19 protein-coding genes are annotated in these 26,534 nt (G+C 37.1%); 12 read left to right on the plus strand and 7 right to left on the minus strand.

Annotated features, from left to right (window positions below; genetic code table 11):
• A partial coding sequence (locus G508_RS18335; protein WP_035693776.1) for a choice-of-anchor L domain-containing protein occupies window positions 1-8,971 on the minus strand: 8,971 nt, incomplete at its 3' end.
• A 134-nt stretch (window positions 8,972-9,105) separates the two neighbouring features.
• Between G508_RS18335 and G508_RS0100010 the strand changes: the two genes are divergently transcribed.
• Complete coding sequence (locus G508_RS0100010; RefSeq protein WP_026703399.1) at window positions 9,106-10,005, plus strand: NifU family protein; 900 nt, start codon at window positions 9,106-9,108, stop codon at window positions 10,003-10,005.
• Window positions 10,006-10,759: 754 nt separating this feature from the next.
• Here G508_RS0100010 and G508_RS0100025 read toward each other — a convergent pair.
• Window positions 10,760-11,155 (minus strand): hypothetical protein, encoded by a 396-nt coding sequence (locus G508_RS0100025; protein WP_157485838.1) that lies wholly within the window; start codon window positions 11,153-11,155, stop codon window positions 10,760-10,762.
• Between the two features lie 76 nt (window positions 11,156-11,231).
• The gene (locus G508_RS0100030) at window positions 11,232-11,477 is read right to left on the minus strand and encodes a hypothetical protein (RefSeq protein WP_157485839.1); all 246 of its coding nucleotides are present in this window, start codon (window positions 11,475-11,477) and stop codon (window positions 11,232-11,234) included.
• A 93-nt stretch (window positions 11,478-11,570) separates the two neighbouring features.
• On the opposite strand from G508_RS0100030, the gene G508_RS20460 reads away from it, so the two are divergent.
• Window positions 11,571-11,702, plus strand: coding sequence for a hypothetical protein (locus tag G508_RS20460; RefSeq protein ID WP_281170197.1), 132 nt, complete (start codon window positions 11,571-11,573; stop codon window positions 11,700-11,702).
• 301 nt (window positions 11,703-12,003) lie between these two features.
• Here the strand turns inward: G508_RS20460 and G508_RS0100035 are convergent, their stop codons facing one another.
• Together G508_RS0100035 and G508_RS0100040 are read right to left on the minus strand one after the other, a co-directional pair.
• Window positions 12,004-12,231 (minus strand): hypothetical protein, encoded by a 228-nt coding sequence (locus G508_RS0100035; protein WP_026703402.1) that lies wholly within the window; start codon window positions 12,229-12,231, stop codon window positions 12,004-12,006.
• Window positions 12,232-12,233: 2 nt separating this feature from the next.
• On the minus strand, window positions 12,234-13,406 hold the full coding sequence (locus G508_RS0100040) for an RHS repeat domain-containing protein (protein ID WP_245569826.1): 1,173 nt from the start codon (window positions 13,404-13,406) through the stop codon (window positions 12,234-12,236).
• A gap of 63 nt (window positions 13,407-13,469) precedes the next feature.
• Between G508_RS0100040 and G508_RS0100050 the strand changes: the two genes are divergently transcribed.
• The 6 genes from G508_RS0100050 to G508_RS0100075 all read left to right on the plus strand — a co-directional run bounded on the left by G508_RS0100050 (window position 13,470) and on the right by G508_RS0100075 (window position 19,474).
• Window positions 13,470-15,485, plus strand: a complete 2,016-nt coding sequence (locus tag G508_RS0100050) for a thioredoxin domain-containing protein (RefSeq protein WP_026703404.1) — start codon at window positions 13,470-13,472, stop codon at window positions 15,483-15,485.
• A 60-nt stretch (window positions 15,486-15,545) separates the two neighbouring features.
• Window positions 15,546-16,064, plus strand: coding sequence for a hypothetical protein (locus G508_RS18340; protein ID WP_051197366.1), 519 nt, complete (start codon window positions 15,546-15,548; stop codon window positions 16,062-16,064).
• A 114-nt stretch (window positions 16,065-16,178) separates the two neighbouring features.
• Window positions 16,179-17,030 (plus strand): mechanosensitive ion channel family protein, encoded by an 852-nt coding sequence (locus tag G508_RS0100060; protein WP_051197411.1) that lies wholly within the window; start codon window positions 16,179-16,181, stop codon window positions 17,028-17,030.
• A 428-nt stretch (window positions 17,031-17,458) separates the two neighbouring features.
• Window positions 17,459-18,145 carry a hypothetical protein gene (locus G508_RS0100065; protein ID WP_157485840.1) on the plus strand — a complete coding sequence of 229 codons (687 nt, stop codon included), beginning with the start codon at window positions 17,459-17,461 and terminating at the stop codon, window positions 18,143-18,145.
• 147 nt (window positions 18,146-18,292) lie between these two features.
• A complete protein-coding gene (locus G508_RS0100070; RefSeq protein ID WP_084625887.1) occupies window positions 18,293-18,871 on the plus strand; it encodes a DKNYY domain-containing protein in 579 nt (192 codons plus the stop codon).
• Between the two features lie 6 nt (window positions 18,872-18,877).
• Window positions 18,878-19,474, plus strand: a complete 597-nt coding sequence (locus G508_RS0100075; protein WP_026703408.1) for a hypothetical protein — start codon at window positions 18,878-18,880, stop codon at window positions 19,472-19,474.
• A gap of 38 nt (window positions 19,475-19,512) precedes the next feature.
• Here G508_RS0100075 and G508_RS0100080 read toward each other — a convergent pair whose 3' ends face one another.
• Complete coding sequence (locus tag G508_RS0100080) at window positions 19,513-20,379, minus strand: winged helix-turn-helix domain-containing protein (protein WP_245569827.1); 867 nt, start codon at window positions 20,377-20,379, stop codon at window positions 19,513-19,515.
• Between the two features lie 165 nt (window positions 20,380-20,544).
• Here G508_RS0100080 and G508_RS0100085 point away from each other — a divergent pair, with 165 nt between their 5' ends.
• Together G508_RS0100085 and G508_RS0100090 are read left to right on the plus strand one after the other, a co-directional pair.
• Window positions 20,545-21,666 (plus strand): ligand-binding sensor domain-containing protein, encoded by a 1,122-nt coding sequence (locus G508_RS0100085; RefSeq protein WP_026703410.1) that lies wholly within the window; start codon window positions 20,545-20,547, stop codon window positions 21,664-21,666.
• 62 nt (window positions 21,667-21,728) lie between these two features.
• Window positions 21,729-22,289 carry a hypothetical protein gene (locus G508_RS0100090; protein WP_026703411.1) on the plus strand — a complete coding sequence of 187 codons (561 nt, stop codon included), beginning with the start codon at window positions 21,729-21,731 and terminating at the stop codon, window positions 22,287-22,289.
• A gap of 56 nt (window positions 22,290-22,345) precedes the next feature.
• On the opposite strand, the gene G508_RS0100095 is transcribed toward G508_RS0100090, so the two are convergent.
• Window positions 22,346-24,487, minus strand: a complete 2,142-nt coding sequence (locus G508_RS0100095) for a M3 family metallopeptidase (protein ID WP_035693780.1) — start codon at window positions 24,485-24,487, stop codon at window positions 22,346-22,348.
• 230 nt (window positions 24,488-24,717) lie between these two features.
• On the opposite strand from G508_RS0100095, the gene G508_RS0100100 reads away from it, so the two are divergent.
• Together G508_RS0100100 and G508_RS0100105 are read left to right on the plus strand one after the other, a co-directional pair.
• Window positions 24,718-25,446 (plus strand): hypothetical protein, encoded by a 729-nt coding sequence (locus G508_RS0100100; protein ID WP_026703413.1) that lies wholly within the window; start codon window positions 24,718-24,720, stop codon window positions 25,444-25,446.
• A 77-nt stretch (window positions 25,447-25,523) separates the two neighbouring features.
• Entirely contained in the window at window positions 25,524-26,534 is a 1,011-nt protein-coding gene (locus G508_RS0100105; RefSeq protein ID WP_026703414.1) for a sensor histidine kinase, read from the plus strand.

The raw sequence follows: 26,534 nt of genomic DNA on the forward strand, positions 1-26,534 counted from the left end.
TAATACCATCCCCATTTGGCGTGAAATACTTTGGATAATCGATGATGGTTACCACATCTGTCAGCACATCGCATGCCTGTGGATCCCTTACCGTGATGGTGTGTTCTCCCATGCTGATGTTGTCAAAAACGTTACTTTCCTGGAACGGACCATAATCCAACTGGTATTCATAGTCTCCCGCTGGCTGTGCCGTGATGACAACCGTAGGATTCTGAGAAAAATAGTCGTTTACCGTATAGTCAAAACTGATTGGCGGAGAGGACTGGTCTACGGTTGCAAAGGCGGTCTGCTCACAAAGTGTTACCACATCTGTAATCTTAACCGCATATTGTCCAACTGCCGATGCCTCATAGAAGCTGCTTGATGCTCCAACAATCACGCCATTGGCATCCGACCATTCGAAAATATATTGGGCATCGTTGAGTCCCGTATCAAAAGTATAGGTCCTTGTCACTGCTCCAGTAATCGGATCCACACAGATATAGCCATCCTCGATCGTTACCTCTGGCAATTCGTTAACTGTAACTGTTGCAGAACCTGTCAGGTCCTGTGAACAGGCATCAACTCCGGTGTAGGTAACACTAACCAATTCATAAGTTGTGGTTTCGGTCAAGGTTCCCGTAGCCACGATCGCCTCACCCGTTACAGCATTGAGCTGTACTGTCTCGTTATCCAAGACACCAACGATGTTATAGATCACTACCGCTCCAGGAGTTCCTGTGAAGACAATCTCGGAGCTCTCTCCCGAACAGATCGTATCCTCGGTTCCATTTGCAATGGTTGCAACCGGCAATGGTCGTACTGTCAGTGTTACTATGTCTGAAGTTATCGAAGCACATGAAGCGCTGCTTATCACGCAGTAATAATCCCCACTATCTGCAAGTGTTGCAGGATCCATTGTATAGACATTGGATGTCGCTGTAGGTATCGCGAAGGTATCCTTGTACCATTGGTAGGTCACATTCGTACCTGTTGCCTCAACCGTAAGACTATGGGTATCCCCAACACATATCTCCTCGCTATCTGGCTGGTCTGTGATTGCAGGTGCCTGGTTTACCGTTACGGCAAGCGGAGACGATGAGAATGACGGACATGAATCACTGCTGATCACGCAGGTATAGATTCCTGTATCGGAAACCTGGGTCGCATTGATCGTAAGGGTTTGTCCTGTTTCTCCCGGAATATTAACTCCACCAATCTGCCATTGGTAGGTAGGATTTGTTCCTCCAGTGGTTATAATACTCAAAATTATAGGATCTCCAGAACAGACCGTATCTGATGGCGATGCCTGTGTATCCTGCACGATCGTTGCCCCTTCGTTTACCACAACTGTTGCGATAGTCGACGTTACAGCTGGTGCACAGGTTCCGCTAACCACAACGGTATAGTCTCCCGCTTCTGCCAAGGTAACCGATGGATCATTATAGTTTGCCGATGTTGCTCCAGGAATAAGGGTTACACTGTTAAGGTACCATTGATAGGTAAGTCCCGTTCCGGTTGCCGATACAGACATGCTGATCGGTTCCCCAACACAGATGGCTGCCGGTGCTACTGGCTGAACCGTAATGGCTGGCAATTGGTTTACCGTTACAACTACAGTCTGTGACGATACCGTCTGGCAGTCATTGATTACCTCGCATCTGTAGGTTCCTGCATCCGCAAGTGTGGCAGAAGCAATGTTAAGTATTGAGCTTGTCTCTGTTGGAAGCAGGGTATTGGCACCCTTATACCACTGGTAGGTAAGATCTACTCCTGTGGCAACAACCTCAAGGTTTATCGCTTGTCCCTCACAAACCGTTTGGGCATCTGGCTCGTCTGTTATAACCGTAGGCTGATTCAATATCAATTCTACTATCGTAGAGGTAACAGGCGTTCCACAGCTTCCTGATATTACAACGAAATATTCCCCTGCATCGGTTGATGCGGCATTCGAAATAGTGAAGGTTGGCTGATCTGTCCCTACTGGTTGGGTAGTATCATTCTTGTACCACTGGTAGGAAAGGTTCGCCCCTGTAGCTACGACTTGAAGGGTTACATCGTCTCCAATACAAAGTACTGTTCCTGAATTTGGTGTAATACTTACAAATACCGGATCGTCATCAACCTCGATAGTCAATGATCCTGTCAGGTCTGCAGAACAGGTAACTCCTGACAAGGTTTGCTCTACCGATACTAACGTAAAAGTATAGGACAGGGTCGGATCTGGAAGGTTTGGCGTTGTCAATTCAAAGTTTCCTAATGCATCAAGTGTAACTGTATCATCAGCACCTCCAAAATTATAGGTAACTATAGCACCTGGTGTTCCAGTAAACTGGATTGTAGCTGGTGTATCCTGACAAACCGTTGGCGTTGTCGTTGCAAACGTAGCTGTCGGAAGGGCATTTACCGTAAGAGTAGCCGTCTCTCCCGTTAGCATGTTCGAACAGCCATCAGGACCAGGGGTTGTGATTTCTGTAAGCTCGTAGGTGAAAACTCCAGCTACATCTTGAATAGGTGTCTCAACTGACAATTCTCCCGTAGCCGGCAATACAACCGTTTCAGGATCATTTCCATCAACAGTATAGGTTACCGTGGCTCCTGGTGTTCCTTGGATTGTGAAGGTTCCTGTTGTTCCTAAACAGATTACTGGATCGGTGAAACCAACCATGGTGGCTGTTGGAAGGCCTACGGTAAACTCAATAAACGGACTTGGAGCAAATATAAACTCACAAGGCGGTGTAGTAGTGGAAACTACTTTTACTAAAGAATATGTTGTATCTACGAGTAGATTTACAAAAGTTACATTTCCAATTCCACTTACAGCATCTAAAGTTAAATCATACTCAATTGTCCCATTTGAAATGGTAACAATAGCACCAGGGGTTCCAGAAACTTGAATTTGTGCTTCACCTCCTGTACAAATAGGATTAGATGCAGGTGTATCAAACTGAGCCGTTGGCGTAGGATGAACTGTCAACGTTGTTGGAATTGGAGACGAAGATGAAGTTCCAATTGTTGCAACTACCGTATAAATATAATCCCCAGGTGTTGCCGGAACAATTACTCCCGTAGGATTCTGGTCTGTTGAAATTACGTTTCCATTATAATCCTTCCACTCATAGGTAGCTCCAGCCCCTGCATCTGTTGCTGTAAGATCAAATGTTGGTGTTCCTTCACATAAAGGACCTGAATTATCAGCAATTGTAGTAACACAAGGGCTAATAATAACTTCTGTCGTAGTTTCGAAAGGATCACATCCCATACCTGTAAATTCATATTTAACAGTATAAACTCCTTCCAAACTCGTATTTACATTTATTTCTCCTGTTGCAGGATCCACAATTGTTAAACCAGCAGGTGTAGCAGTATAGATTCCTCCAGCAGTTAATCCTGGTGCAACTGGCAACATTGAAGTGCTTGATCCGATACAGAAACCAGGTTCTCCACCATCATCAGTATATGCAAAAGTTCCTGATGGTGCTGTTGTCAGAAACAACTGGAATGGCTTGATAGGATCACAATATCCTCCAGAAAACATATTTACCACTTTGATATAAATTGTTTCACCATCTACTCCTGGGTAAGCTGTTAAGTCTGCAACTGGAATTGCATCTTGTCCTAATTCGGCATCTTCTGCTGTATGATAATAATAAGCATCAAAATCTTCTTCAACAAAATTCTGCAAAACGATTGCTTTATTTACTGTAAGGTCAAATTCTGGAGTTGCATCATTACATACATATAAATCTTCCGCCTCTTCGACGTCAAACGGTGGAGGTGTGAATTCTACAATAATAAAATCACTTTGAGAACAACTTAATTCGACAAATTCGAATACTACTCTATAAACACCCGGCTCACTTACTTCGATGAAATAAGTATTAGCTCCCGGAATCAATACATCATCCTTATACCATGTATATACGATATCGGGATTGGCTTCAAGTGCTGCTCTAATAGTTCTAGTAGTACCTTCACAGATTGCATTTGGACCCGAAAAATCTTCGTCATCTGCATACAATCCTGTTCCTGTTAATCTTGGACCACCGATGTTGAAACTTCCTGCTTCGATGAAAACTGCAGTATCTAAAATTTGATCCGAAGCATCAGCAGCAATAAGTTTGATACTATATTCTACACCTGGCTCTACTGTTGTAGCCGCCTTCATTTTTATAGTTTGCCCCCTTAGATTAATAGCTGATGCATCCACATTTGCCTGACTAGTTGGAGCTGTTCCCACATTAGTTGCCGAATTGTATACACCAAAGTATTCAGCATTCATATCACCACAAGTACCATAAATTCCTTTCTTAATTGTAACAACAGAAACCATGTCACCACTTTCTGGAACAACTGCTAAGTTTTCCCAAGTTCCATCTTCTTCATTGGTTAAAATAAAGGCAAAACTATCATAAAACCCAGAGCATTGGTAATTACTGTATTCTTGAGAAGCAAAAAGATAATTAAAACTAAATTCACTTCCCATCGGAATGAAATGAAACTTCACAAAAGAGGCATCCCTATTTTGATTTGTCAATCCATTGGCATTCATCACCATCTGTAAATCTGGATCAGGAGTTGCATTCCCCATAGCCGTACTTGAACTTCCATCATATTTAGCATCAAGTGTAGTAATATTACCTGAAGTCAAAATAATACCATCCTTGATTGGAAAACTAGAATTATTTTTATGGAAATATCCAAACTGAGCACTATTTGCAGAAGAGGTATAGTTAAAGATATCCACACAAGGTTCGTTAATTAGAATATCCCTTACTAATTGGGTAACATCATAAGTAGGAATAGCCGGATTATCTTTTCCTGGCTCAATTGTGATATGATCCTTGCTTGGGAAATTGATATCTGTGGCCGTATTGTTATTTACATTGTTATCGTTTGTAGAAGTTGATGCTGTAGCAGTATTAACTAAATTCCCTGAAAATGAATTAAAGGAAGTAGGCATTCTTATCGAAATATTATAAGTTACCATTTGACCAGCCGGCAAAGTTCCTATCACTTGGTTTAAACTTCCAGTTCCACTGGTTCCGTTACTTCCATTCCACACTACTGAGTTCACGTTATTAATTCCAACAGGAACAAGATCTTGCACAGTAACATTCATTGCGTCACTTGGACCATTGTTTTTTACTGTAATTAAGTAATTTACATATTCTGTTTGTGGTGGTGCAGTATCATTATCACTCAAAAGAAAAGTTGTTCTACCATCTGATTTGGTCACAACCAAATCAGCAAATGCAGTTGGTGTATCAACATCTACACACTGAGTACATCCTGGATTTGGATCTACGGTATCAGTTGTAACTGATACTTCTGAAACTAAATTGGCATTTTGAGGAAAATTAGTTGGTACCGGAACTATGAAAGTATAGCTAACAGTTTGTCCCACAGCTAATGTAGGAATAACATTTTGAAGATTACCCGTTCCTGAAGTAGCATTTCCTGACCAAGTTACCGTAGAAGGATCAATTCCTGCCGGAACTGGATTTAGCACTTCTACATTTTGAGCAGCTTGAGGGCCATAGTTTGTAACTTGAATCGTATAAGTTCTAATTTGACCAGCAACATAACTTGGAACTCCATCCGTATTTACTACTACCAAATCGGCTCCAGCCGAAGGTATATTTGTATCGGTACTTGTATTGTTCGTTAAATTAGTATCTGCATTTACTATTGAAACTTCCGTTACAACATCTGCGGTATAAGTACCTGGAATAAAGAAGGTGATGGTATATTCAACCATTTCACCACTTTCAAGGGAAGCAATAGTATTGTTGATAGCTCCAGTCCCATTGGCTCCATTACCTGACCAAGTGTAATTTGTCACACCTGCTGGAACCACACTGTTTACTACAACATTTGTCGCTGTTGTTGTACCTATGTTATTGACAACTACCGTATAAGTTGCTGAAGTTCCTGCAATATAAGTGGTTGCATTATCCGTTACCGAGATGGAAACATCGGCACCATTAAAAAACACATCCGTATCGGTTGCTGTATTATTTGATTCATCAAAATCTCCTGAAATAGTAGCCGTTGCCGTACTCACTACATTTCCTGTAAAATCATTTGGAACGGTTAGCTCAATAGTGTAAACAACTGAATCTCCAACTTCAAGCAAAGCGATTGTATCCACTAAATCAGTAACTGTTGGAGGGTTTCCGTTTCCGGTCCAAGAAAAATCAGTAATTCCAGCTGGAATTAGATTTTCAATCACAACATTTGTGGCGTCATTTGGACCATTGTTGGTTACCGTTACCGAATAATTAGAAGTTCCCCCTAAGGTATAAACTGCTTGACCGTTTGTATTGGTAATTTCAATATCATATTGTCCCCAAGGAGTTGTTACAGTCGCCTGATTGTTTGTCAAAATTGGGTCTGGAACATCACCTGTTGCAGAAGCTGTAGTTACCAAATCTCCTGTAAAAGTTAGCGGAACTCCAATCGTGATAGTATAAATTACACTAGCTCCACTCGCCAATGTCGGGATCGTATTGTTCAAAGGAACATCAGTTCCAAAAGAGCTATTATCTCCAGTCCATGAAAATGCTGTTATTCCCGCAGGAATTAGGTTTTCAACCACAACGTTAGTTGCTTCTCTTGGGCCATTATTGGTTACCGTAACAGTATAAATTATATCATCTCCTAAAATGTAAGCACTTTCGGTAGTGGTATTGGTAACTGAAATATCAGATTGTCCTAAAACATCTGTATCGGTACTTTGGTTAGGTTGATTTGGATCTGCAGGTGTTTGAGCCAATGCTGTTGCCACGTTCACAATATTTGCAGTTTGTCCTGCAGCAATCGTCATTGTTACTGTATAGACATAACTTTCACCCACATTCAATTGTGCAATGTTGTTATTAGCAGTTGTCATTGCCGTTAAACCGTTTTGTGTACCTCCATCAGTCCATGAGACCGCTGTTACACCTGTAGGAAGCGGATTGTTCACTTTTACGTTGTATGCCGTTTGAGGCCCTTCATTAGTAACGGTAATGGTGTAAACTGAGTCTGCTCCAGGTATAAAGAAATTAGTATTATTAGTATTGGTAATCTTGATATCAGCACCTGACGTAGCTGGCGTATCGGTGTCGATAGCTGTATTGTTTGTCAATACTGGATCATTTGTAGCACTTGTTGCCGAGATTTGATTGACCAAATTCCCCGTAAAACCAGCAGGTATTTGCAGTACAATTGTGTAAACAACAGATTGGCCGTTTGGCAAACTTACAATAGTATTGTTTAAACCTGTATTGGTTCCACTCGATCCGTTGTTTCCAGTCCATGAAAAGTTAGTGATTCCATTAGGAATAGGAACCACAACATGCACATTACTTGCTGCAGTTGGCCCATTGTTAGTAACTGTTGCTGTATAGGTTAATGTTTGATTGGCAACATACGAACTCTGACCATCTGTAATCGTTACCGCCACATTAGCATTTGCTGTAGCACCTGGAGTGTCAATATCAATACAGTTGCTGCATGTTGGATAAGGGTCGAATGTTGGGCCACTTATTACAGTTTCACTTTTTAAATTTCCTAAATAATTAGATGGAATTTCTACTTCAAAAGTATATACAACCGAAGCACCAACTGCTAATGTAGGAATAACATTTTGCAAATCACCAGTTCCTGTTGTACTATTTCCATCCCAAGTAGCGGTTACTACTCCATTTGGCATTGCATTAAAAACATTCACATCAGTAGCAACCTCAGGACCATTATTTGTAACCGTGATGGTATAAGTAGTGGTTGAACCTTGAGCATAAGTAGTTTGCAAATTGGTATTAGTTACGGTAATATTTGCCCCCGAAACTTGAACATCAGTATCAGTTGCGGTATTATTGGCCAAAACTGGATCTGGACTTGGCGGACTTGCTTCAGTCGCCGAAACTTGAGCAACTAAATTCCCAGTAAAAGTTGAAGGTATTTGAATATCAATTGTATAGGTAACTGACACACCAGAAGCTAAATTTGCAATAACATTATTCAAAGCACCTGTACCTGAAGTACTATTACCACTCCAGTTGATTGTTGCAATTCCTGCAGGGAAAGTGCTAACCACATTTACATTAGTAGCTGCCAAAGGCCCATCGTTTTTAACAACAACAGTATATGAAGCTGTACCTCCAGGAGTATAAATTGTTTGGTTATCTGTAATAGAAACCTTTACATCAGCATTAATTGCCTTTATATTATAATCCGTGATATTTGTATTGTTTTCAGGTATTGGGTCATTGACTGGCGACGACACGTTGGCAATATTCGCCATTGTTCCAGCATAAATATCCGGAATATTTACTGTAAAATAGTACGTAACTGTTGCACCAACAGCCAAGGTTTCCATTTCATTACTGATATTTCCGCTACCACTAGTTCCATTTGATGAGTACCAAGTTGAAACATCAATACCAGCTGGCTTAGCATTCAAAAAGTGAACATCAGTAGCTACTTGAGGGCCATTATTCTTTAGCGTAATAACATATAAACCATTGGTTCCCGGAATATAATAGGTTTCATAATCCGTATTAATAATGACAAGATCAGCACCAGTTGTCGCTCTAGCATCGGCGTCTGTAGCCTCATTGTTCGCTAAATTTGGATCAACAGATCCAGTTGTTGCACTAGCTGTAGTAGAAAGTGTTCCAGTATATCCTGCAGGAACATTCAAAGTTAAGGTATACGTAATTTCTTGATTGTAGGCCAATACAGGAATCGTATTGAGCAAAGCATTTGATCCATAAGAACCATTGCTTCCTGTCCAAGAGGCAGTAAAACCAGCAGGTATCGGAAAAGATACCTGAACATCAGTTGCTTGTGATGGTCCATTGTTATGTACTGTAACATAATAGACAATTGAAGCCCCAGAAACATAAAGATTTTGATTGTTAGTATTCGTCACAACTACATCTGCCTGAGCAAAACCAGTAAAAGTAGTTACTAAAAACACCAATAATAGTAAAAGTCTTTTCATATAAAATAGAATTAGTAGGATAATCAAAAATACATTAATAAATAATCAACGAAGTGTTAATTATTCTATTAAAAAACCAAATATACTTATTCGTAGAAAATTTGTTTGTTAAATTTGCAAAAAATACAAAATAAATGATAAATGTTATAATAAAGGAAACGCAAAATAATGCGATCCTAAAGTTCGAATTCCCTGATTTTATTGTCCAAAATGAAAGCTTCGAATTCAAAAATATAGATGAAGCTTCAAGCTCACCCATTGCCCAGCAATTGTTCTATCTTCCCTTTGTAAAATCGGTTTATATTGCGAGTAATTTTATTGCTATCGAAAGGTATAATATTGTAGAATGGGATGACGTTAAAGATGCTGTTGCTGAACAAATTAACAACTTTGTAAACAACGGCGGAACTATCATCAAAGTTAGTGAAACTTCAACAAAAAAACAACCGGCTACCGTTTATGGAGAAGCTACTCCAAATCCATCCGTTCTGAAATTTGTGGTGAGCCGAATGTTAACCAAAACCGCAATGGAATTCAAGAACATTGATGAAACTGCTGCTTCACCTCTTGCAAAGGAACTTTTCAAGTTCCCGTTTGTTAAGGAAGTTTTTATCGACGAAAACTATGTATCGGTTACCAAATATGGCGTAAACGAATGGTCGGAAATTACTCTTGAGTTGAGAACTTTTATCAAGGAATTTATCGAAAATGGCGGAACGGTAATCGACGAAAGTCAAATTGCCCATAACCCAAAAGTAGAGAAACAGAAAATCGAAAACTTCGACAACCTCGACACGACTTCCCAGCAAATCATCAATATCTTGGAAGAATATGTAAAACCTGCCGTAGCTGCCGATGGTGGAAATATTCTTTTTGACTCGTATGATCCAACCGAAAAACGTGTAAAAGTGGTGCTTCAAGGCGCTTGCAACGGTTGTCCATCTTCAACCTTCACCCTAAAAAGCGGTATCGAAAACATGCTGAAAGACATGCTTAATGATGAAAACATAAAAGTGGAAGCCATTAACGGATAATCCTAGAAAAAATAGTGCTTTCAGGCGTCTCAATTTTTGAGGCGCTTTTTTTATCTCTTTTCTTCAAAAACGGACGAACACTTTGAAGTAGGTAAATGGCTATTGAGAGAGGTGGTTGTTATCTCAAGATAAAGCTTGTAGTGACTTATGTACGGCTTTACCCTGACTCAACACCTACTTTGGTAAGGCTTTGGCTAGGCCTTGATACGGTATGGGTACGCTATGGCTATGCTTTAGAGGCTATTTGAAAGCCTTTTTGAAGTAGTCAAAGCTAGCGTGATGAAGTAAAAAAGAGGCTCCTCCTTTCTTTTGTAAAGATACTTTTTTTAGTGATTTGTTTTTATAATTGGAGAATATTTTTATAATATGGTATTTGAAAATTACATAGTTTCTTAAAAATGCATTTGGTAAAGGGAATTGGGGGTTTTTTATAGAAAACCCAAACTACAACTTTTTAGGGTTGTAGTTTTGAATGGGCTTCTTTTCTTTGTGGGCACGGAAAACATTTCCGCACTATCGTTGCGTTTACATATAAGGGCCTCGGGTTCTTCCCTACTAAACAACTATACATTTGCTTGGTATCTTAGCAAAAGGATGATCTATAAAACAAAAAAACTACAACTTTTTATCGTTGTAGTTTTTTTGTTTTTAGGCGTTGCGAAGTCGAGAGACATTCACACAGCACAGCCGACATTTAAGAAGGTGTGCCTTAAAGAACATTTTTTTAATAGTTGGTAAAGCCTACCATAATCATTTACCAATCAATATTCAAATATTTTTCAGAATACAATATTGGTTCCATATACTTCAATTCTAAAGATGCTAAAATCCTCTTTGCAAGTTCTCTAATTTTAATCCTATAATTACTATTTTCTTTTAATTTAACATGCCATCTCGGAGTAATCATAGCTTCAACTCCTATTCTCAGTGATTCAATATCAGCAACGACATTATCTTTGAATCCATAAGATACTTCAAATGAACTTAGAAATCCTCTATCAAATAATTCTACTACTCTGCCTTCTAAAGATTCTGTAAAATTTATGAGATGATCATCATCATATCTTGACAAATCAGTTGCCAAGATTAGCAACATATAAACAATCTCTTCAAAATGATATTTCTCTATTTTTGGATTTTTATTTGTCATAGAATGTGGTAGCGGGGAACTTATCATTACTTGATTAAACTTAATAACGACTCAAATCAATATAAGAACAACTCATTTAAAAGAGTTTTTCCAATCGTTCTTTAAATAATCTATGATCATAGAATTTCTCGTCAGGATTGGCATCAAAACCAATATTATCCGTTACTTCAGAAAATCCTATAAAATCTGCTTCAAATTGGACTACATAAAAGCTATCATTATACCAAACATCTAACATGATAGCTCCTGAAGAAAAATTGTGTGAAACATACTTGATTGATAACTTACTTAGAAATTCAATTGTTTCAATATATGTTTTCATTTTTTTATCCATTTGTGATTATTTTGAGAAAAATAATTTACCTGACTTTCTTTCAAAGATAGTAAATGAACCACTAGCCTCAATTTCAATTCGATGTCATTTCGTCAGAGCAGTTACATTACCATTAGGATGACGGGTAACATACTTATCATCGAGGATACCGAACATTCTATCGTCGGGACCTGCATGAAAATTCTCTATACCATCAAGACTATTATTAATTAAATTCAAAGCCTCTGAAGGATTATAGTGGGATGTGGAGCATTTTTTAAAGTATTTTTAAACATTGATAATTTTAAGCGTTTCCATTTTGAGACGCTTTTTTTTTGTTTCTTCCCTACTAAACAACTATACCTTTGCTTGACATACTAGTAAAAGGGCGGTCTATAAAATAAAAAACTACAACTTTTTATCGTTGTAGTTTTTTATTTTATAGGTGTTGCGAAGTCGAGAGATATTCGCACAACACAGCCGACGTTTAAGATTTTTTGTGTTTTTCAAGGAGTACTTTGCAGAGCTCAGAGCTTTAATCTAGCACCAGTTTACAATTTACTCCAATTTTTTCAGCTTGTTTCAAAAACTCTTGGGCCAAATCTAAACTTTCAATTTCAATGATAACTTTTTTATTATCCAAAAGAGAATCCACATTAGATTTTGATACCTTTAAAGATATTTGCAATATATCCATTTGCAATTTTGTAAGAGATACCTTTTCTAAACCTTCTCTCCAACCTGTCATTTCTAACTTTATCATATTTAATAATTTACTTTAATTATCCAAGGCGAAGGGAGTTTCCCTTTATATTTTCCTGTTGTCCTTACACCTCCTTGAACATGTACTTCCCTCACGTTAAACTGTCTTCCTAGATCTTCACCCATATCCCATAATGCTTTTCTTCCAACCTTTCCTGCCTCAGAACCTTGAATATGTGCTTTATCTAAATACAGTATTCCTTCATTAATAGAAAAATTTGCGATCCCTTCAACTGTTTCAGTTCCAATATTAGCTGAAAAAATCAATATATCATCCTCCATGGCGACAATACGAACCAAGTTATCGGTCATTGAAACACTCTGTATTCCTACATACCCCGAAACACTCTGTATTCCTACATATCCCGTTTCCCCAACTTCCTCAGCAATACCAAATCCTCTACCTAACTTGACAGACCTTAATGCTCCGTCGGTTATAAGAGTAATTCCTATATCAGTTGCTATTTCACCTTGCCAAGTGGCAAACTCCTTTTCGGGATCGGGGCTATGTTTTATTCTCTTTACCCAATTATCATAAGCATTTGAGACTGCTGCGGAAACATCATCAGCTACGGTCCTATTAAGGTGAGAATTCAAGACTGAAAAAACTCCAACTAGAACATTCTTTGCAGCTTTTTTAGGATTCTGTACTACAGATTTTGCCGCTGTATAATAACCCAGAATACAGTTTACAGCTCCATCAAGCCTAGCCTTATCTAATACAGATTGCCTACTCTTACCTCTATCAGGGTCAGCTGGATCAGCACCAAGACATCCTCCTCCCCCATTTGGCCCACCAGGCCATCTTCCATCTGGATCAATCAGACTTATAGGATTCTCCATACAATAAACATATGGATTAATGTTTGGTCCCTTCTCGGCCAAAGGATCCACACTCAACCAAATACTTATCCTAGAATCATAATACCTCGCCCCAAAATAGTGCAACCCTGTATGCTCATCCAGCTCCTTGCCGCTAAACTTGAACGGTGTCTTGTAGTAGCTGTCAGGATATTGCTCGGCCATGGTTTCCCCGAATGGTAAATTTAGGAAAAATTGGTAGGCACTGCCATTTGCATCTGTTAAAAATATGCTCGTTGCTAAATGATCTAGATGGCTTCTAAAAAGCTCAACGACGAAAATATAAAAGTGGAAGCTATTAATAGATAACCCCACAAAAAAATAGTAATTTTAAGCGTTTCAATTTTGAGACGATTTTTTTTATTTAGATTCAACCCCATGAACGAACTTTCCAAAGAAACCAGCCCTTACCTACTCCAACACGCCCAAAATCCAGTATATTGGAAATCGTGGAGCAGCGATACTTTGGCTACGGCCAAAAATCAAAATAAATTGATAATTGTTAGCATCGGATATTCCGCTTGCCATTGGTGTCATGTCATGGAACACGAAACCTTCGAAGATCAGGAAGCTGCACAAACGATGAACCAGCATTTTATCAACATCAAAATCGACCGTGAAGAACGTCCAGATATTGATGCCGTTTATATGAAAGCCGTTCAGATCATGACTGGAAGAGGCGGCTGGCCTTTGAACGTGGTGTGTCTTCCTGATGGACGACCAGTTTGGGGTGGCACTTATTTTCGCAAGGAAGAATGGGTTGAAACCTTGGAACAGCTTCAAAAACTTTTTGAAAGCAATCCCGAAAAGATGATCGAATATGCAGAAAAATTACATCTCGGAATTGAAAGTTTGAATTTAATCGAAAAAAAAACAAATACCGATTTAGGTCACGAAATACTCGAAACACTACTAGAAAAATGGACCAAAAGTTTCGACCATGATTTTGGGGGAATGGCTCGTGCTCCAAAATTCATGATGCCCAATAATTATAAGTTCCTATTGCGATATGGCTATCAAACCAACAATAAAGAACTACTCGATTTCGTAAACCTAACCTTAACTAAAATGGCTTTCGGCGGACTTTTCGATACCGTTGATGGTGGATTTTCACGATATTCGGTAGATATGAAATGGCATGTTCCGCATTTCGAAAAAATGTTGTATGACAACGGCCAACTCGTTTCTTTGTATTCCGATGCTTATAAATTGACCAAAAACCCACTTTATAAAGAAGTGATTGAAAAAACCCTGAACTTTGTTTCAACAGAACTTTCTAACAATCAAGGTGGTTTCTATTGTGCATTGGATGCTGATAGTTTGACCAAAAACCAGCATCTGGAAGAAGGTGCTTTCTATGTTTGGAAAAAAGAAGAATTGCAATTGATTTTGCAGGAAGACTTCGAACTTTTTAGTCAGGTTTTCAACATCAATGATTTTGGCTATTGGGAGGAAGGCAATTATGTTCTGATTCAGAAAGAAACGCTGGAAGAAATTGCATCAAAAAATCAAATTGAATCTCATTTGCTTCAAGCAAAAAAGAAATCCTGGGAACACCTTTTATATAAGGAAAGAGAAAAACGAAGCAAGCCGCGACTTGATGACAAATGTCTCACTTCTTGGAATGCCATTATGCTCAAGGGTTTTGTAGATGCCTACAAAGCTTTACAAGATGAAAACTACTTGGAAATCGCCTTGGAAAATGCCAAGTTCATCATCAAAAACCTGTGGACGGAAGATGGCAATTTATTTCGAAATTATAAGGACGGCAAAAGCACCATCAATGCCTATCTGGAAGATTATGCCCTTCTGATTAATAGCTTCATTGCCCTTTATGAAGTAACAATCGACGAAAAATGGCTGTTGAATGCAAAGCAACTAACCGATTATTGTTTTGAACATTTTTATGACAGCGAAAAATCTTTTTTTGCCTTTACGTCTGATTTGGATGAAGCCTTGATTTCCAAACATTATGAAACCGAAGACAACGTGATTCCAGCATCGAATTCGGTTATGGCAGAGAATCTATTCGTCCTTTCGATTTATTTTGAAAACAGCTACTATGAAAAAGTGGTTCAGGAGATGCTTCAAAACATCATTCCGAATATCGATTATCCATCGGCCTTTGCCAATTGGATGAACGTCTTTTTGCACTTTTCGGAACAAAATAAAGAATTGGCGATTACAGGAAAAGACACCAAACATTACATCAAGACTATCCATCAAGACTATCTTCCCAATATCATTTTGGCTGGAGCCGAAAAGCATTCGTTATTGCCGTTTTTAAACGACCGATTTGTGGAAAACGAAACGCTTTTTTATGTGTGCCAAAATCGCGTTTGTCAAATTCCATCTCGGGATTTTGAACTTACGTTATCAGAATTAAAATACTAATTATAAATTTGTTAGTCATTTTTTTGTACGTTTGATACAACTAAAAAAAAAACAAAAATTATGGGACTAGGAACTTTTTTTAAAAATCTATTTGGCTCCTCCAAAGAGAAAGCGGCCGAAGTAGCAGAAAACGTAGAAGATTTTGCGAGAGAAAACTACGAAAAAGCAAAAGTAAAGGCAGAACCAATTATCGAAAAAGCCGAAGAATATCTGGAAACTGCCAAAGAAAAAGCAGCACCTTATTTAGATAAAGCGGAAGAATTTGCTGAAGAAGCTAAGGGAAAAGCAATCGAAGCTTTTGAAACCGTAAAAGAAAAAGTGACCGATTTTGTTGATCAAGCCCATGAAAAGAAGGAACAAACCGTAGATTTTGTTGAGCTTAAAGCCGAGGAAACACAAGAAAAGGTAGAAGAAGCAGAGGAAGTTGTGACTGAAAAAGTGGAAGCTGCAGAAGTTAAAGCCGAGGAAGTTGCAGCAACCGTTTCGGAAGAAATAGAAGAAGCCGAAGAAACCTTGGAACAAAAAGCACAACGAGCTGAAATTCAAATACAAAAAGCTGCTGACGAAATTGGTGACTAGAAACCGTTTTTTAACGTAAGTTTTAGGCTAAACTTTTTCAGAACGAATGTTAAAGTATTAATTTTGCCCTTTCAAAGCCGAAAGGGCATTTTTTTTATAAACCAAAAATTCAATATGGAAGAATTAGAAACACAAGTGGTTACCGGAACAGACTACATCGGAAAATATACCTCACAATTCATCAGCATACTCGTAGATTATTCGCCAAGATTGATCTCGGCCTTTTTAATTCTTTTTATCGGACTGTATGCCATCAGGCTTATAAACAGAATGATCCGCAGGATTATGGTGGCCCGAGATTTTGATCCTACCCTATCTAAATTTTTAGCCGATATCCTACTTTGGGTATTGAGAGTACTACTTTTCGTTTCAGTTATCGATAAATTAGGCATCGGGACTTCGTCTTTTGTAGCTATTTTGGGAGCCGCTGGTTTGGCTGTTGGTTTGTCGCTTCAAGGTTCGCTATCGAATTTTGCTGGCGGAATGTTGATTATTTTATTCAAGCCTTTTCGGGTGGGCGATTTTATTGAAGCCCAAGGCGTTTCGGGAACGGTTGCCGAAATCCAAATCTTCGTGACCCGACTTTCAAGTTCAAACAATCAAACGATTTTTGTTCCGAATGGTGCTTTGTCCAACGGGAACATTATCAACTATTCTGTCGCGGGAACCAGAAGAGCCGACATCAACTTCACGGTTTCGTATGATTCTAACTTGCAGGAAGTGAAAAACATATTGAGCAGCATCGTAGAAAACGATCCAAGAGTCTTGAAAGAACCGGCTCCTGCTGTTGTGGTGACAGGCTTGGTAGACAATGGCGTGACGATTGCCGTTCGACCATGGGCCAATAATGCTGACTTTTGGAACATGCATTCTGACATTCTGGAACGTTCTAAATCGCAATTGTATGCAGCAGGAATTGAATTGCAGCCTTTTGTAAAGGAGTTTTCGGTTAAACCCAAAGAATAATATAAGTTTTAATCCCTTTTTCAGACAGACACTGCCTTAGCTTTAACAACATGGTAGTGCCTGTTTTTTTTTATTTTTTTTAGGGTTTTATGTAGCTTTTTAAAAGTTGTCGGAGCATTATCAGAAGTTATCGGAGTATTATTAGGAGTTGTCGGAGCGTATTCAGAAGTTGTCGGGACAATATCAGGAATTGTCGAAACGTTATCTGAAGTTATCGGGAGGATATCAGGAGTTGTCGGAGCGATATCAGACTTTTGAGACTGTAATAAAAGATGTGTAAAAGCCTTATTGATGATTTATAGTGATTTATAATTATATTTGAAGAAATAAAGTTGACGGAAATCACACCTATCTTTCTAAATTTGGGTGGATATGTATGATATGTCAGGCATATAAAGAAGTTAGGCGAAATGCTAAAAACAATTGTTATGGAGAATTTATCTATTATCGTAAAAAACCAACTGTCAGATATTGATTTTTCGAGAAACTATTTTAGAAATTATTTCATGACCATTGACGAAAAGCTTTTCATTCATTGTAATGATCTTTCTGAGAAATATCATGATCATATAAAATTACATCTGCAAATCGGCATGGACAAAGGTATAGAATTGGAAAAGATTAAAAGTTTGTATAAGCCATTTTCTGAATATTCCAATGATATTGAAAAGCAATTTGTTCAGAGATTTAGATATTCAGTTATAATTCAAATTTATTCTTTTCTAGAAGCTGAATTAAATAAGATTTGTCAAACAATTCACGAAAATTTTGACGTAAAGTTTCGATTGTCAGATTTAAAGGGTGCAAATGATATCGACAGAGTAAAACTATATTTATTAAAGACTTTAAATCACGATATTTCCAAAATAAAGTTATGGAAATTTGTAAACGACTTTAGAAAAATTAGAAATCTAATAGTTCATTCTGACGGAATATTTACTATCAATCATAATGATTATAGAAGTGTAGTAGAATTTTCAAAAGATAATTTTCAGATTAACGAAATTAATGAAACTATGGTTTTAATGATTGACAATCCAGAATTCATAGTAAATTCCATAAATTCAATTTCTAGATTTCTCAATCACGTGATCAACAACAAGCACATCGCCTAACAGCGGTTTTGCGCTATTGCTGTTTGGTTGTGAAAGTTCGTTTCTTTTTCCATAACTTCGTTTAGTCCAGCCGAGCGAACTCAGTTTCAATTTTCACAGACATTGTAAAGTCACATCCCATAAAGCTTACACCTATAAAAAAAAACAATGAAGAAATTTTTATATTTAATAATGATTTTAACCATTTCATTGAATGGCTGTTCGCAGAAATTCGAAAAGGTATGTCATGGAAATGATTGTAGCGTAAAATGCAATTGCCCAATTGGCTATGAGATAAATGAAGATTCGAAATTAAAGCATGTAAAAAATCAATTTTATAAAAATGAATATGGGCATTTATACATCAAAACAGGTTCAGTTCGTCCTGGAAAAAATGGAGAACCCATAGATAATGAATTTTTCAGTAGTTTAATTTCTCAAAGTATTGATGTAGATACTTATAAAAAATTTGATGACGGTGCGTGGTATGGAAAAGACAAAAATAATATTTACTTCACAAAGCCAAATAGCGATGGTGATCATATTTGGGAAATAGAAGGTGCTGATGTAAAAACCTTTACAACCTTAAATACAATCTATGACAATTATGCAATTGACGCAAACCATATTTATAAATACGATGAAATAGTCGTAGGTTTTAATCCAAATAAAACCAAATTTTTACGAAATAAAGAAGGTTTGATAATCGAATTAGTGCAAGGAACTTTAAGATATAAAATTGAATAATTATCTATGAAAACAAGAAAAATACTCTATACTTTACTCCTCATTGTAGTAAGCATAATTGTGAATGCTCAGGGGTATAAAAAAACAATACTTGCTGACTTTGACACTTATGTCGGTTTTGTTAAGGCCAAGAATTACAAGAAGGCATTCGATTATTTTGCCCCTGAATTTTTTGAAATCTATCCAAAATCAGAATTATTGAAGCTTGCGGAAATTTCTTCCAGCAATAATTCGACTCATCTGGAAAACACAAAAGTTTACGATATAGCAGATGCTCAGAAAATCGGGAACAAATATTATTCTATGCTTACCTATTCGATGCAATTGTATATAAAAATGGAGCATGAAAGAGATAAGACAGAAAGCGATAAGCAACAATTAGTGGGTTTTTCTAAGAGCGTTTATGATGATTTGTATGGTGCTAAAAATGTTTTGTATAACAAGGAATCGGACACTTTCGAAATTTTAATCGAGTTGCCGGCCTATGCAGTTTCTGATGATGGCCAAAAGAACTGGAAGTTTCTTTACGCAGAAAAACATACTATGGATATGCTAAAACAACTGTTGCCAAAGGAAGTTTTTGAAAAGCTTAAATTTAAATAGCGCTGTTCAAACAAAAATAAGATTCCTTAGTCTTATTTCTAATTGTTTCTCACCTCCAGCATATACCCAATTCCATGTACATTGGTTAATTTGATGGATTCATCCTCACTCAATTTCTTACGCAATTTAGAGATATAGGTATCCAAACTTCTTCCAACAAAAACACCATGATCCTCCCATACTTTTTTGGAAAGTTCTTCGCGTTTGATGACTTTATTTGGGTTTTCAACAAAAACCGTTAGCAATTCGACTTCCTTTTTTGAAAGACTTATTTCAGTCGCTTCCACCATTAATTTATTTTCGTCTGGATAGAATTGAAACTTGCCTAGCGGAATGCTATTACCATTTGTTGAATTAGTTTCTCTTACTTTCTTATGTCTAGGAAAGAAAACAAAAGCCAGAATACTACTTCCAATTAAAAGTACAATCCAAATGAATTTAGTACTCGAAGTGGTCGTTTTTTCTAAAAAGCGTACTTCGATTGTATAACATTTTTGAGGCAAGAATCGTCCGCTGCAAGGAATAATGCTTTTCTCCTTGTTTGCATATTTTAGAAAACTATAGGCTACTTCCAAATCTTCACATTGCTTCACTTCAATTTGGTACTCCAAAGGCAAGTTTGCTTTTTGAAAACTTCGACCTATAATCCTCACCAAACTGTCAGGATTCATGGCGAGTGCCTTTTCAAAAGAAAGTTGGTATTTAGAAGTTTCCACTTTCTGAACCGGCAATATCAGCGAAGTACTGTCTTGATTGGAAAGCAACAATTTATTTCCTGCATCCCGCAACGCAATTTTGACCAATTCAGAAAAAGTATCGTCTTTTTTATCAGGAACTACAAGCAGGATAGATGCAAAAACTGCCAAGCAAAGACTGCTGTAGAAATAAATTTTTTGTCGATTCATAAGTGGTGCAAAGAACATACAATTTTGTCATTTTTTAAAACCGTTGACACTTCTTTTGCATTTTTTTTACATTTCAACAAATTGATTAGGCTAGTTTTACATCAAATTATTTTAACAAGCATGTTTTCATTTCACAACAAAATTTGTAAATACCACCATTATACAATGATGAAAAATATAAAATTATATTTCCAAAATTTTAAAACCATTAGCTTATCCCTACTCTTATCTTTCCTTTCTTCTTCATGTGTCGGTCAAGCAGAAAAAAACACATCACTATTAAAATTTAAGACCGAAAAAGTAAAAATACACCAAGACAGTATCAGTATGAAAGCTGAAACTTTACCGGAATTTAGAGTGGACCCACACGATAAAGAATATCAAGGAAATCAAATAAGTGGTGTTGTTCGAACTGTTTTTCAAGACAAAAAAGGAAATTTTTGGTTTGGTTCTCAAAATGGCCTTTGCAGGAAGGATCGAAACGGCTTGGTGTATTTTGATCTTAAAGATTCGATTCATCAACAAGTAACAGTTCATGTCATTCTGGAAGATAAAACAGGAAACATCTGGATTGGTTTTGGAGGTGGAATTGCAAAATATGACGGACACTATTTTACCGTTTTTTACGAAAAAAATATCCTAACCAGCAGTAGCCTTTGGAGCATGATTATGGATAAAGAAGGAATTCTTTGGATAGGAACAACGGAGGGCGTTTTTACTTTTGATGGAGAAACCTTAACCCCATTTGAAATTCCAGAAGGCAAAATAGATCCTACAAAAGGCGTTAGCACAACCAAAATGGTTCGTTCGATCATAAAAGATAATAGAGGCAGAATATGGTTTGGAACCAATGGCGGAGCTTATGTTTATGATGGCAAGACTTTAAATTCTATTTCAGAAAAGGACGGACTTCTATCTAATTTTGTGCATCAAATCATGCAGGATTCAAAGGGAAATTATTGGATATCGACCTCGAAAGGACTTTTTGAATATGATGGAAACAAACTTATTAATAGGTCTGAAAATCTTTATGAAACCGATGAAGGTGTGGGTTGTGTTTTTGAAGATAAAAACGGCATCATTTGGTTTACCGCAAACAGGCGTGATATTTACAAGTATAAAGACAAAAAAATTACAAAATTTCATATTGGACAAGGAGAAACTGGTCCTTTACCTTTTCAAATCTACGAAGATCAGCAAGACCGCCTTTGGTTTGTAGGTTTTAAAGGTGCTTATCGCTTTGAAAACAATTCTTTTGTTAATGTAACTAGGGATGGACCTTGGTAGCGCTAAAAAACAACTGACGCTTCACTTTATATTTCAACTATTAACTTTAAAAATCATCAATCATGAACAACAGTTTATTTTATGGATTAGCACTCCTTTCAATCAATTACAATTGCACAAATGTAAAATCGGAGGATTTTGTCGCCAATGCAACAGTTCAAGACAGTGTTTATGTCGAACCTACACATTTTAGCGACGATCTGGTGCGAGATGACGCACTCTACTCTTCCCTTATTCGGGTAGATAAACAAAATAGCGACGAATATGTGCTATCGGTTCAAATGAACCTGAAGAAGAATGCTTATTTTGTTTCGCCAAATGCCAAACGGGATTTTTCGGGAAAATTTATGCTTGTGCTTGACGAACCTGGTAAGATCCAAACCAACGGAAACCTCATTGAAACACCCTTATCCAAAGAAGAATTAGACAAAGGCGAAGGTTTGGTGAATTGGGTTCGTAAAAACACCCATTACAAACAAAGATTAAAAGTCTTGTCCGACGAAAATTTTGAAGTAAGATGTTATATTCAATTTACGATTGAACCCCGTTGTACTTTGGAGAAAGTGCCTTTTATCCTTTTGCAAAAGGATGGGAAGTTGAGTTTGAATATGGAGGGGTGTTAGATTCCATTAGTGAAACAAAAAACGGACTCAAAAGTCCGTTTTTCAATTAATATACATTATCCTTTTAGCTTCTTCAAACTCGCAGGTTTCTTATCCAAACCACGTTTTCGCAATAGCGGTTCCACACTTGGTTCTGCTCCACGGAAACGTTTGTACAACACCATCGGATCTTCGGTTCCGCCTCTTTCCAGAACGTTTTCACGGAAGAGTTTTGCCTTTTCTGGATTGAATAAGTTAGTAGTTTTAAATGCTTCAAAAGCATCGGTATCCAAAACACCCGACCAGATGTAACTGTAATATCCAGAAGAATAGCCACCAGAGAAAATGTGCTGGAAATAAGTCGTTCTATATCGCGGAATGATTGCATCAATCAAACCAATCTTTTGCATCGAATTCTTTTCAAATGTATTTGCGTCAAGCGAAATTGCAGCAGTTTGCGAATGATAATCCATATCCAACAACGAAGCCGCCAAATATTCTACCGTGGCAAAACCTTGATCGAAAGTGCCTGATTTCTGTAACTTTTGGATTAATTCATCTGGAATGGCAGTACCTGTTTTATAATGTTTGGCATACATCTTTAACACTTCAGGTTCAGCAGCCCAATTTTCCATAATCTGCGAAGGCAGTTCTACAAAATCTCTTGGAACGCTTGTTCCTGCAAGAGATTTATAAGTCACATTCGACAACAATCCGTGTAAAGCATGACCAAATTCGTGGAAATACGTCGTCACTTCATCAAACGTAAACAAGGCTGGAGCATCAGCTGTTGGCTTTGTAAAGTTACACACAATCGAAATTACCGGAGCTTGACGAACGCCATTTTTAGTTTTTTGATTTCTATAGGAGGTCATCCAGGCACCTCCTCTTTTGGAAGCTCTCGGAAAAAAATCCATATATAAAATTCCAACATGGGTTCCGTTTGCCTCGGTCACTTCCCAAGCCGTCACATCTTCATGATAGACTGGAACATTATCAAGTTGCTTGAATTTTAATCCGTATAGCTTTTCTGTTACTTGAAAAACACCCTTCGTCACATTATCCAAACTGAAATAAGGTTTCAATTCCTGTTCGTCCAGATCAAAACGTTGCTTTCTGATTTTTTCGGTATAATACCTCCAGTCATAAGGTTGCACTTTATCTTTGATTCCGTCTTTTTCCATCATCTTTTGGATATCAGCCGCTTCGGTTTTCGCAATTTCCAAAGCCGGTTTCCACAAATCATTCAAAAGCTTGTTTACATTCTCTGCATTTTTAGCCATTGATTCTTCCAAAACATAATCGGAATGTGATTTGTAGCCCAACAATCTCGCCTTTTCACTACGAAGATTGGCAAGTTTAATAGCATTCGCCTTATTATCCAAATCATCATCATGGTTGGCTCTGGTTTGATAAGCATTCCAAATTTCCTGACGCAATTTTCGATTCGAACTGTATTGCAGGAACGGCATTACACTCGAATTGGCAAGTGTAAAAACCCATTTTCCTTCTTTCCCTTTCGCCTTTGCATCTGCAGCAGCGGCTTCAATTAGTTGATTTGGCAAACCTGCAAGATCTTTTTTATCCGTAATAACCAATTCATATTTATTGGTTTCAGCCAAGATATTCTGACCGTATTTTAAGGAAGTTAGCGAAAGTTCGGCATTAATTTTTCGCAATTTATCCTTATCGGTTTCGGATAAATTAGCACCACTTCTCACAAAAGATTTGTGTCGGTTTTCCAATAATTTAGCCTGCTCCAAATTCAAGTTCAAGCTTTCTCGCTTGTTCCAAAGCGTTTTTACACGTTCGAATAATTTTTCATTCAGGGAAATATTGTCACCGTGAGCCGATAAAGCAGGTGCGGTTTCTTTTGCAATCGCTTGAAGTTCATCGTTTGTATTTGCCGAATTATAATTCCCGAAAACACGGTTTACTTCAGAAAGCAATTCACCCGCATTTTCCATCGCCAGAATGGTGTTGTCAAAAGTAGGAGCTTCAGGATTATTGGCAATCAAATTGATTTCGGCTTCATGTTTTTTTATACCTTCTAAAATAGCGGGTTTAAAGTGTTCGTTCTTGATTTTATCAAAAGGTGGAACATTAAATGGCGTGTCATACGACTGAAAGAATGGATTCATAGTTTGCTTTTTTTCTTGTGCTTCAATGGTAAATAAATTTCCAATGGTGAGCAAAATTAGAAGAGATTTAGATTTCATCTGAATAAATTTAAGGAACGTAAATTTAGTGGAAATATCAAGAAGTCTGATACGGTTAACGGTATTTTATGAAGTGTTGGATAGATTTCAAATTAGTATTAAAAAACCCAACTCGATTTTTCCCTAATTCATTTTCGTTTTCCCTTGATTCATCCAAAAACGGTTTTCAGGTACCGACCTAAAGTATAATTTCGCTTCATAATCAATATATAAATCAAAAATAATTCATCATGAAAACAACAGCTTCTAAAGTAAAATTCTTAACGAACTATTCAACATTTCTGACCATTATTATGGTTTCGTTTTTTCTTTTTTCCTTTAACAAAATAAGACAAATCGAAAATTTCGAAGAAATTAATGTAAAGAGAATTAACATTATTGAGAACGATGGAACGATAAGAATGGTAATCAGTAACAAAGAATTACAGCATTCAGGACGACTAGACGGAAAAGATTGGGAAAAACGTGAACGACCATCTGGACTTATTTTCTTTAACGATGAAGGCGATGAATGTGGCGGATTGATCTATCAAACTAAAGAAACCAAAAACGGATTAATATCAGGAATGTCAATCACGATGGACCGTTATAAGGACGATCAGGTGTTGCAATTGTCTAATCAAGAAACGGTTATCAACGGAAAAATCATGTCACAACGCGGAATTCACATCAATGATTTTCCGATGGATAGCCATATCACAAAAAGGATGGAAATGCTGGAAGAAGCTCAAAAAATCACCAATCCCGACGAAAGAAAGAAAAAGATAAATGAAATCTATGACCAATATGGCGAGCGAAATCTTTTATTTCTGGGTAAAACAAAAGGAAACTCCCAAGGCTTATTTTTGAGTGATTCAAAAGGACAACCTAAAATGATGATCTATGTAGATGAACAAGGAAATCCTAAAATACAGACTTTCAACAGCAAAGGCGAAATAAAAGATTTTATTGTAGAATAATTATAAAAGGAAAAGTGTAGCAATGCTACACTTTTCTTCAATTAAAGCATTTTCCTATATTTGTAAAAATAGATTTGATGAAATCTGCATCTACCCTAAAAAACATACTTTCAATTATTATAGTCATTGTACTGATCAACACCATTCAGATCTATACACTCTATCAAACCCGAAAGTTTGGCGACATTGATTTCTTTGATTTTCAGGATCATTTGTTTGGAATGATAACGTGTTGCATTTCATTTATCAGCACCTACTACTCTTGGCAATTCATTTCAAAAAGATACAAGCTAAAAGCCGTAAAAATAGGACTCTCATTTTTGTTTGCTTTAGTAGTATTTTCGGCTTTGAGCAGTATTTTCTTTGTTGTCTATCGGTATGTTATCTATGGTTTCGGAACCAGCTTATGGATGATGGTGGGGAATATTGTTTTTGGAGTAACGATGTCGCATCTCTACATCAGCGGTTATACGATTGCATATTTGCATTTTAAAAATTCGAAAGAAATGGCACTCGACATTGAACGTTTGGAAAAAGAGAAGGAAATTTTTAAATCGAAAATGTTACAAAAGAACCTCGAACCTCATTTCTTGTTCAACAATTTAAGTGTGCTATCTAGTTTGAGTCGAAAAAACCAAGAAGAAATGGAAACCTTTATTGATGATTTTTCGGATGTGTATCGGTATTTTTTAAAACATTCCGAACAAGAAATTGTTCCGCTAACCGAGGAACTTCATTTTATTAAAGGCTACACCAATCTTATCGAAAAACGATTCAATAAAGCCTATAAAATTATAAATACAATCGAAGACAAAACTGGCTTTATAGTACCGTGCACTTTGCAATTAGGAATTGAAAACGCATTAAAACACAATAGGGGAAGTGAAAATAATCCACTGATTATCGAATTGTACCGAATTGAAAATACGATATTTATAAAAAACAAATTACAACCAATAGCTAATGTTTCGAGTTCGAACATCGGCAATCAATACCTTAAGAAACAGTATAAATTATTGTTTAATCTAGACATCATTTTTACTAAAACTGAAACTGAATATTGTGTTGAAATTCCACTAATTCCTTAA

The organism is Flavobacterium soli DSM 19725, from assembly GCF_000422705.1.
Classification (GTDB): domain Bacteria; phylum Bacteroidota; class Bacteroidia; order Flavobacteriales; family Flavobacteriaceae; genus Flavobacterium; species Flavobacterium soli.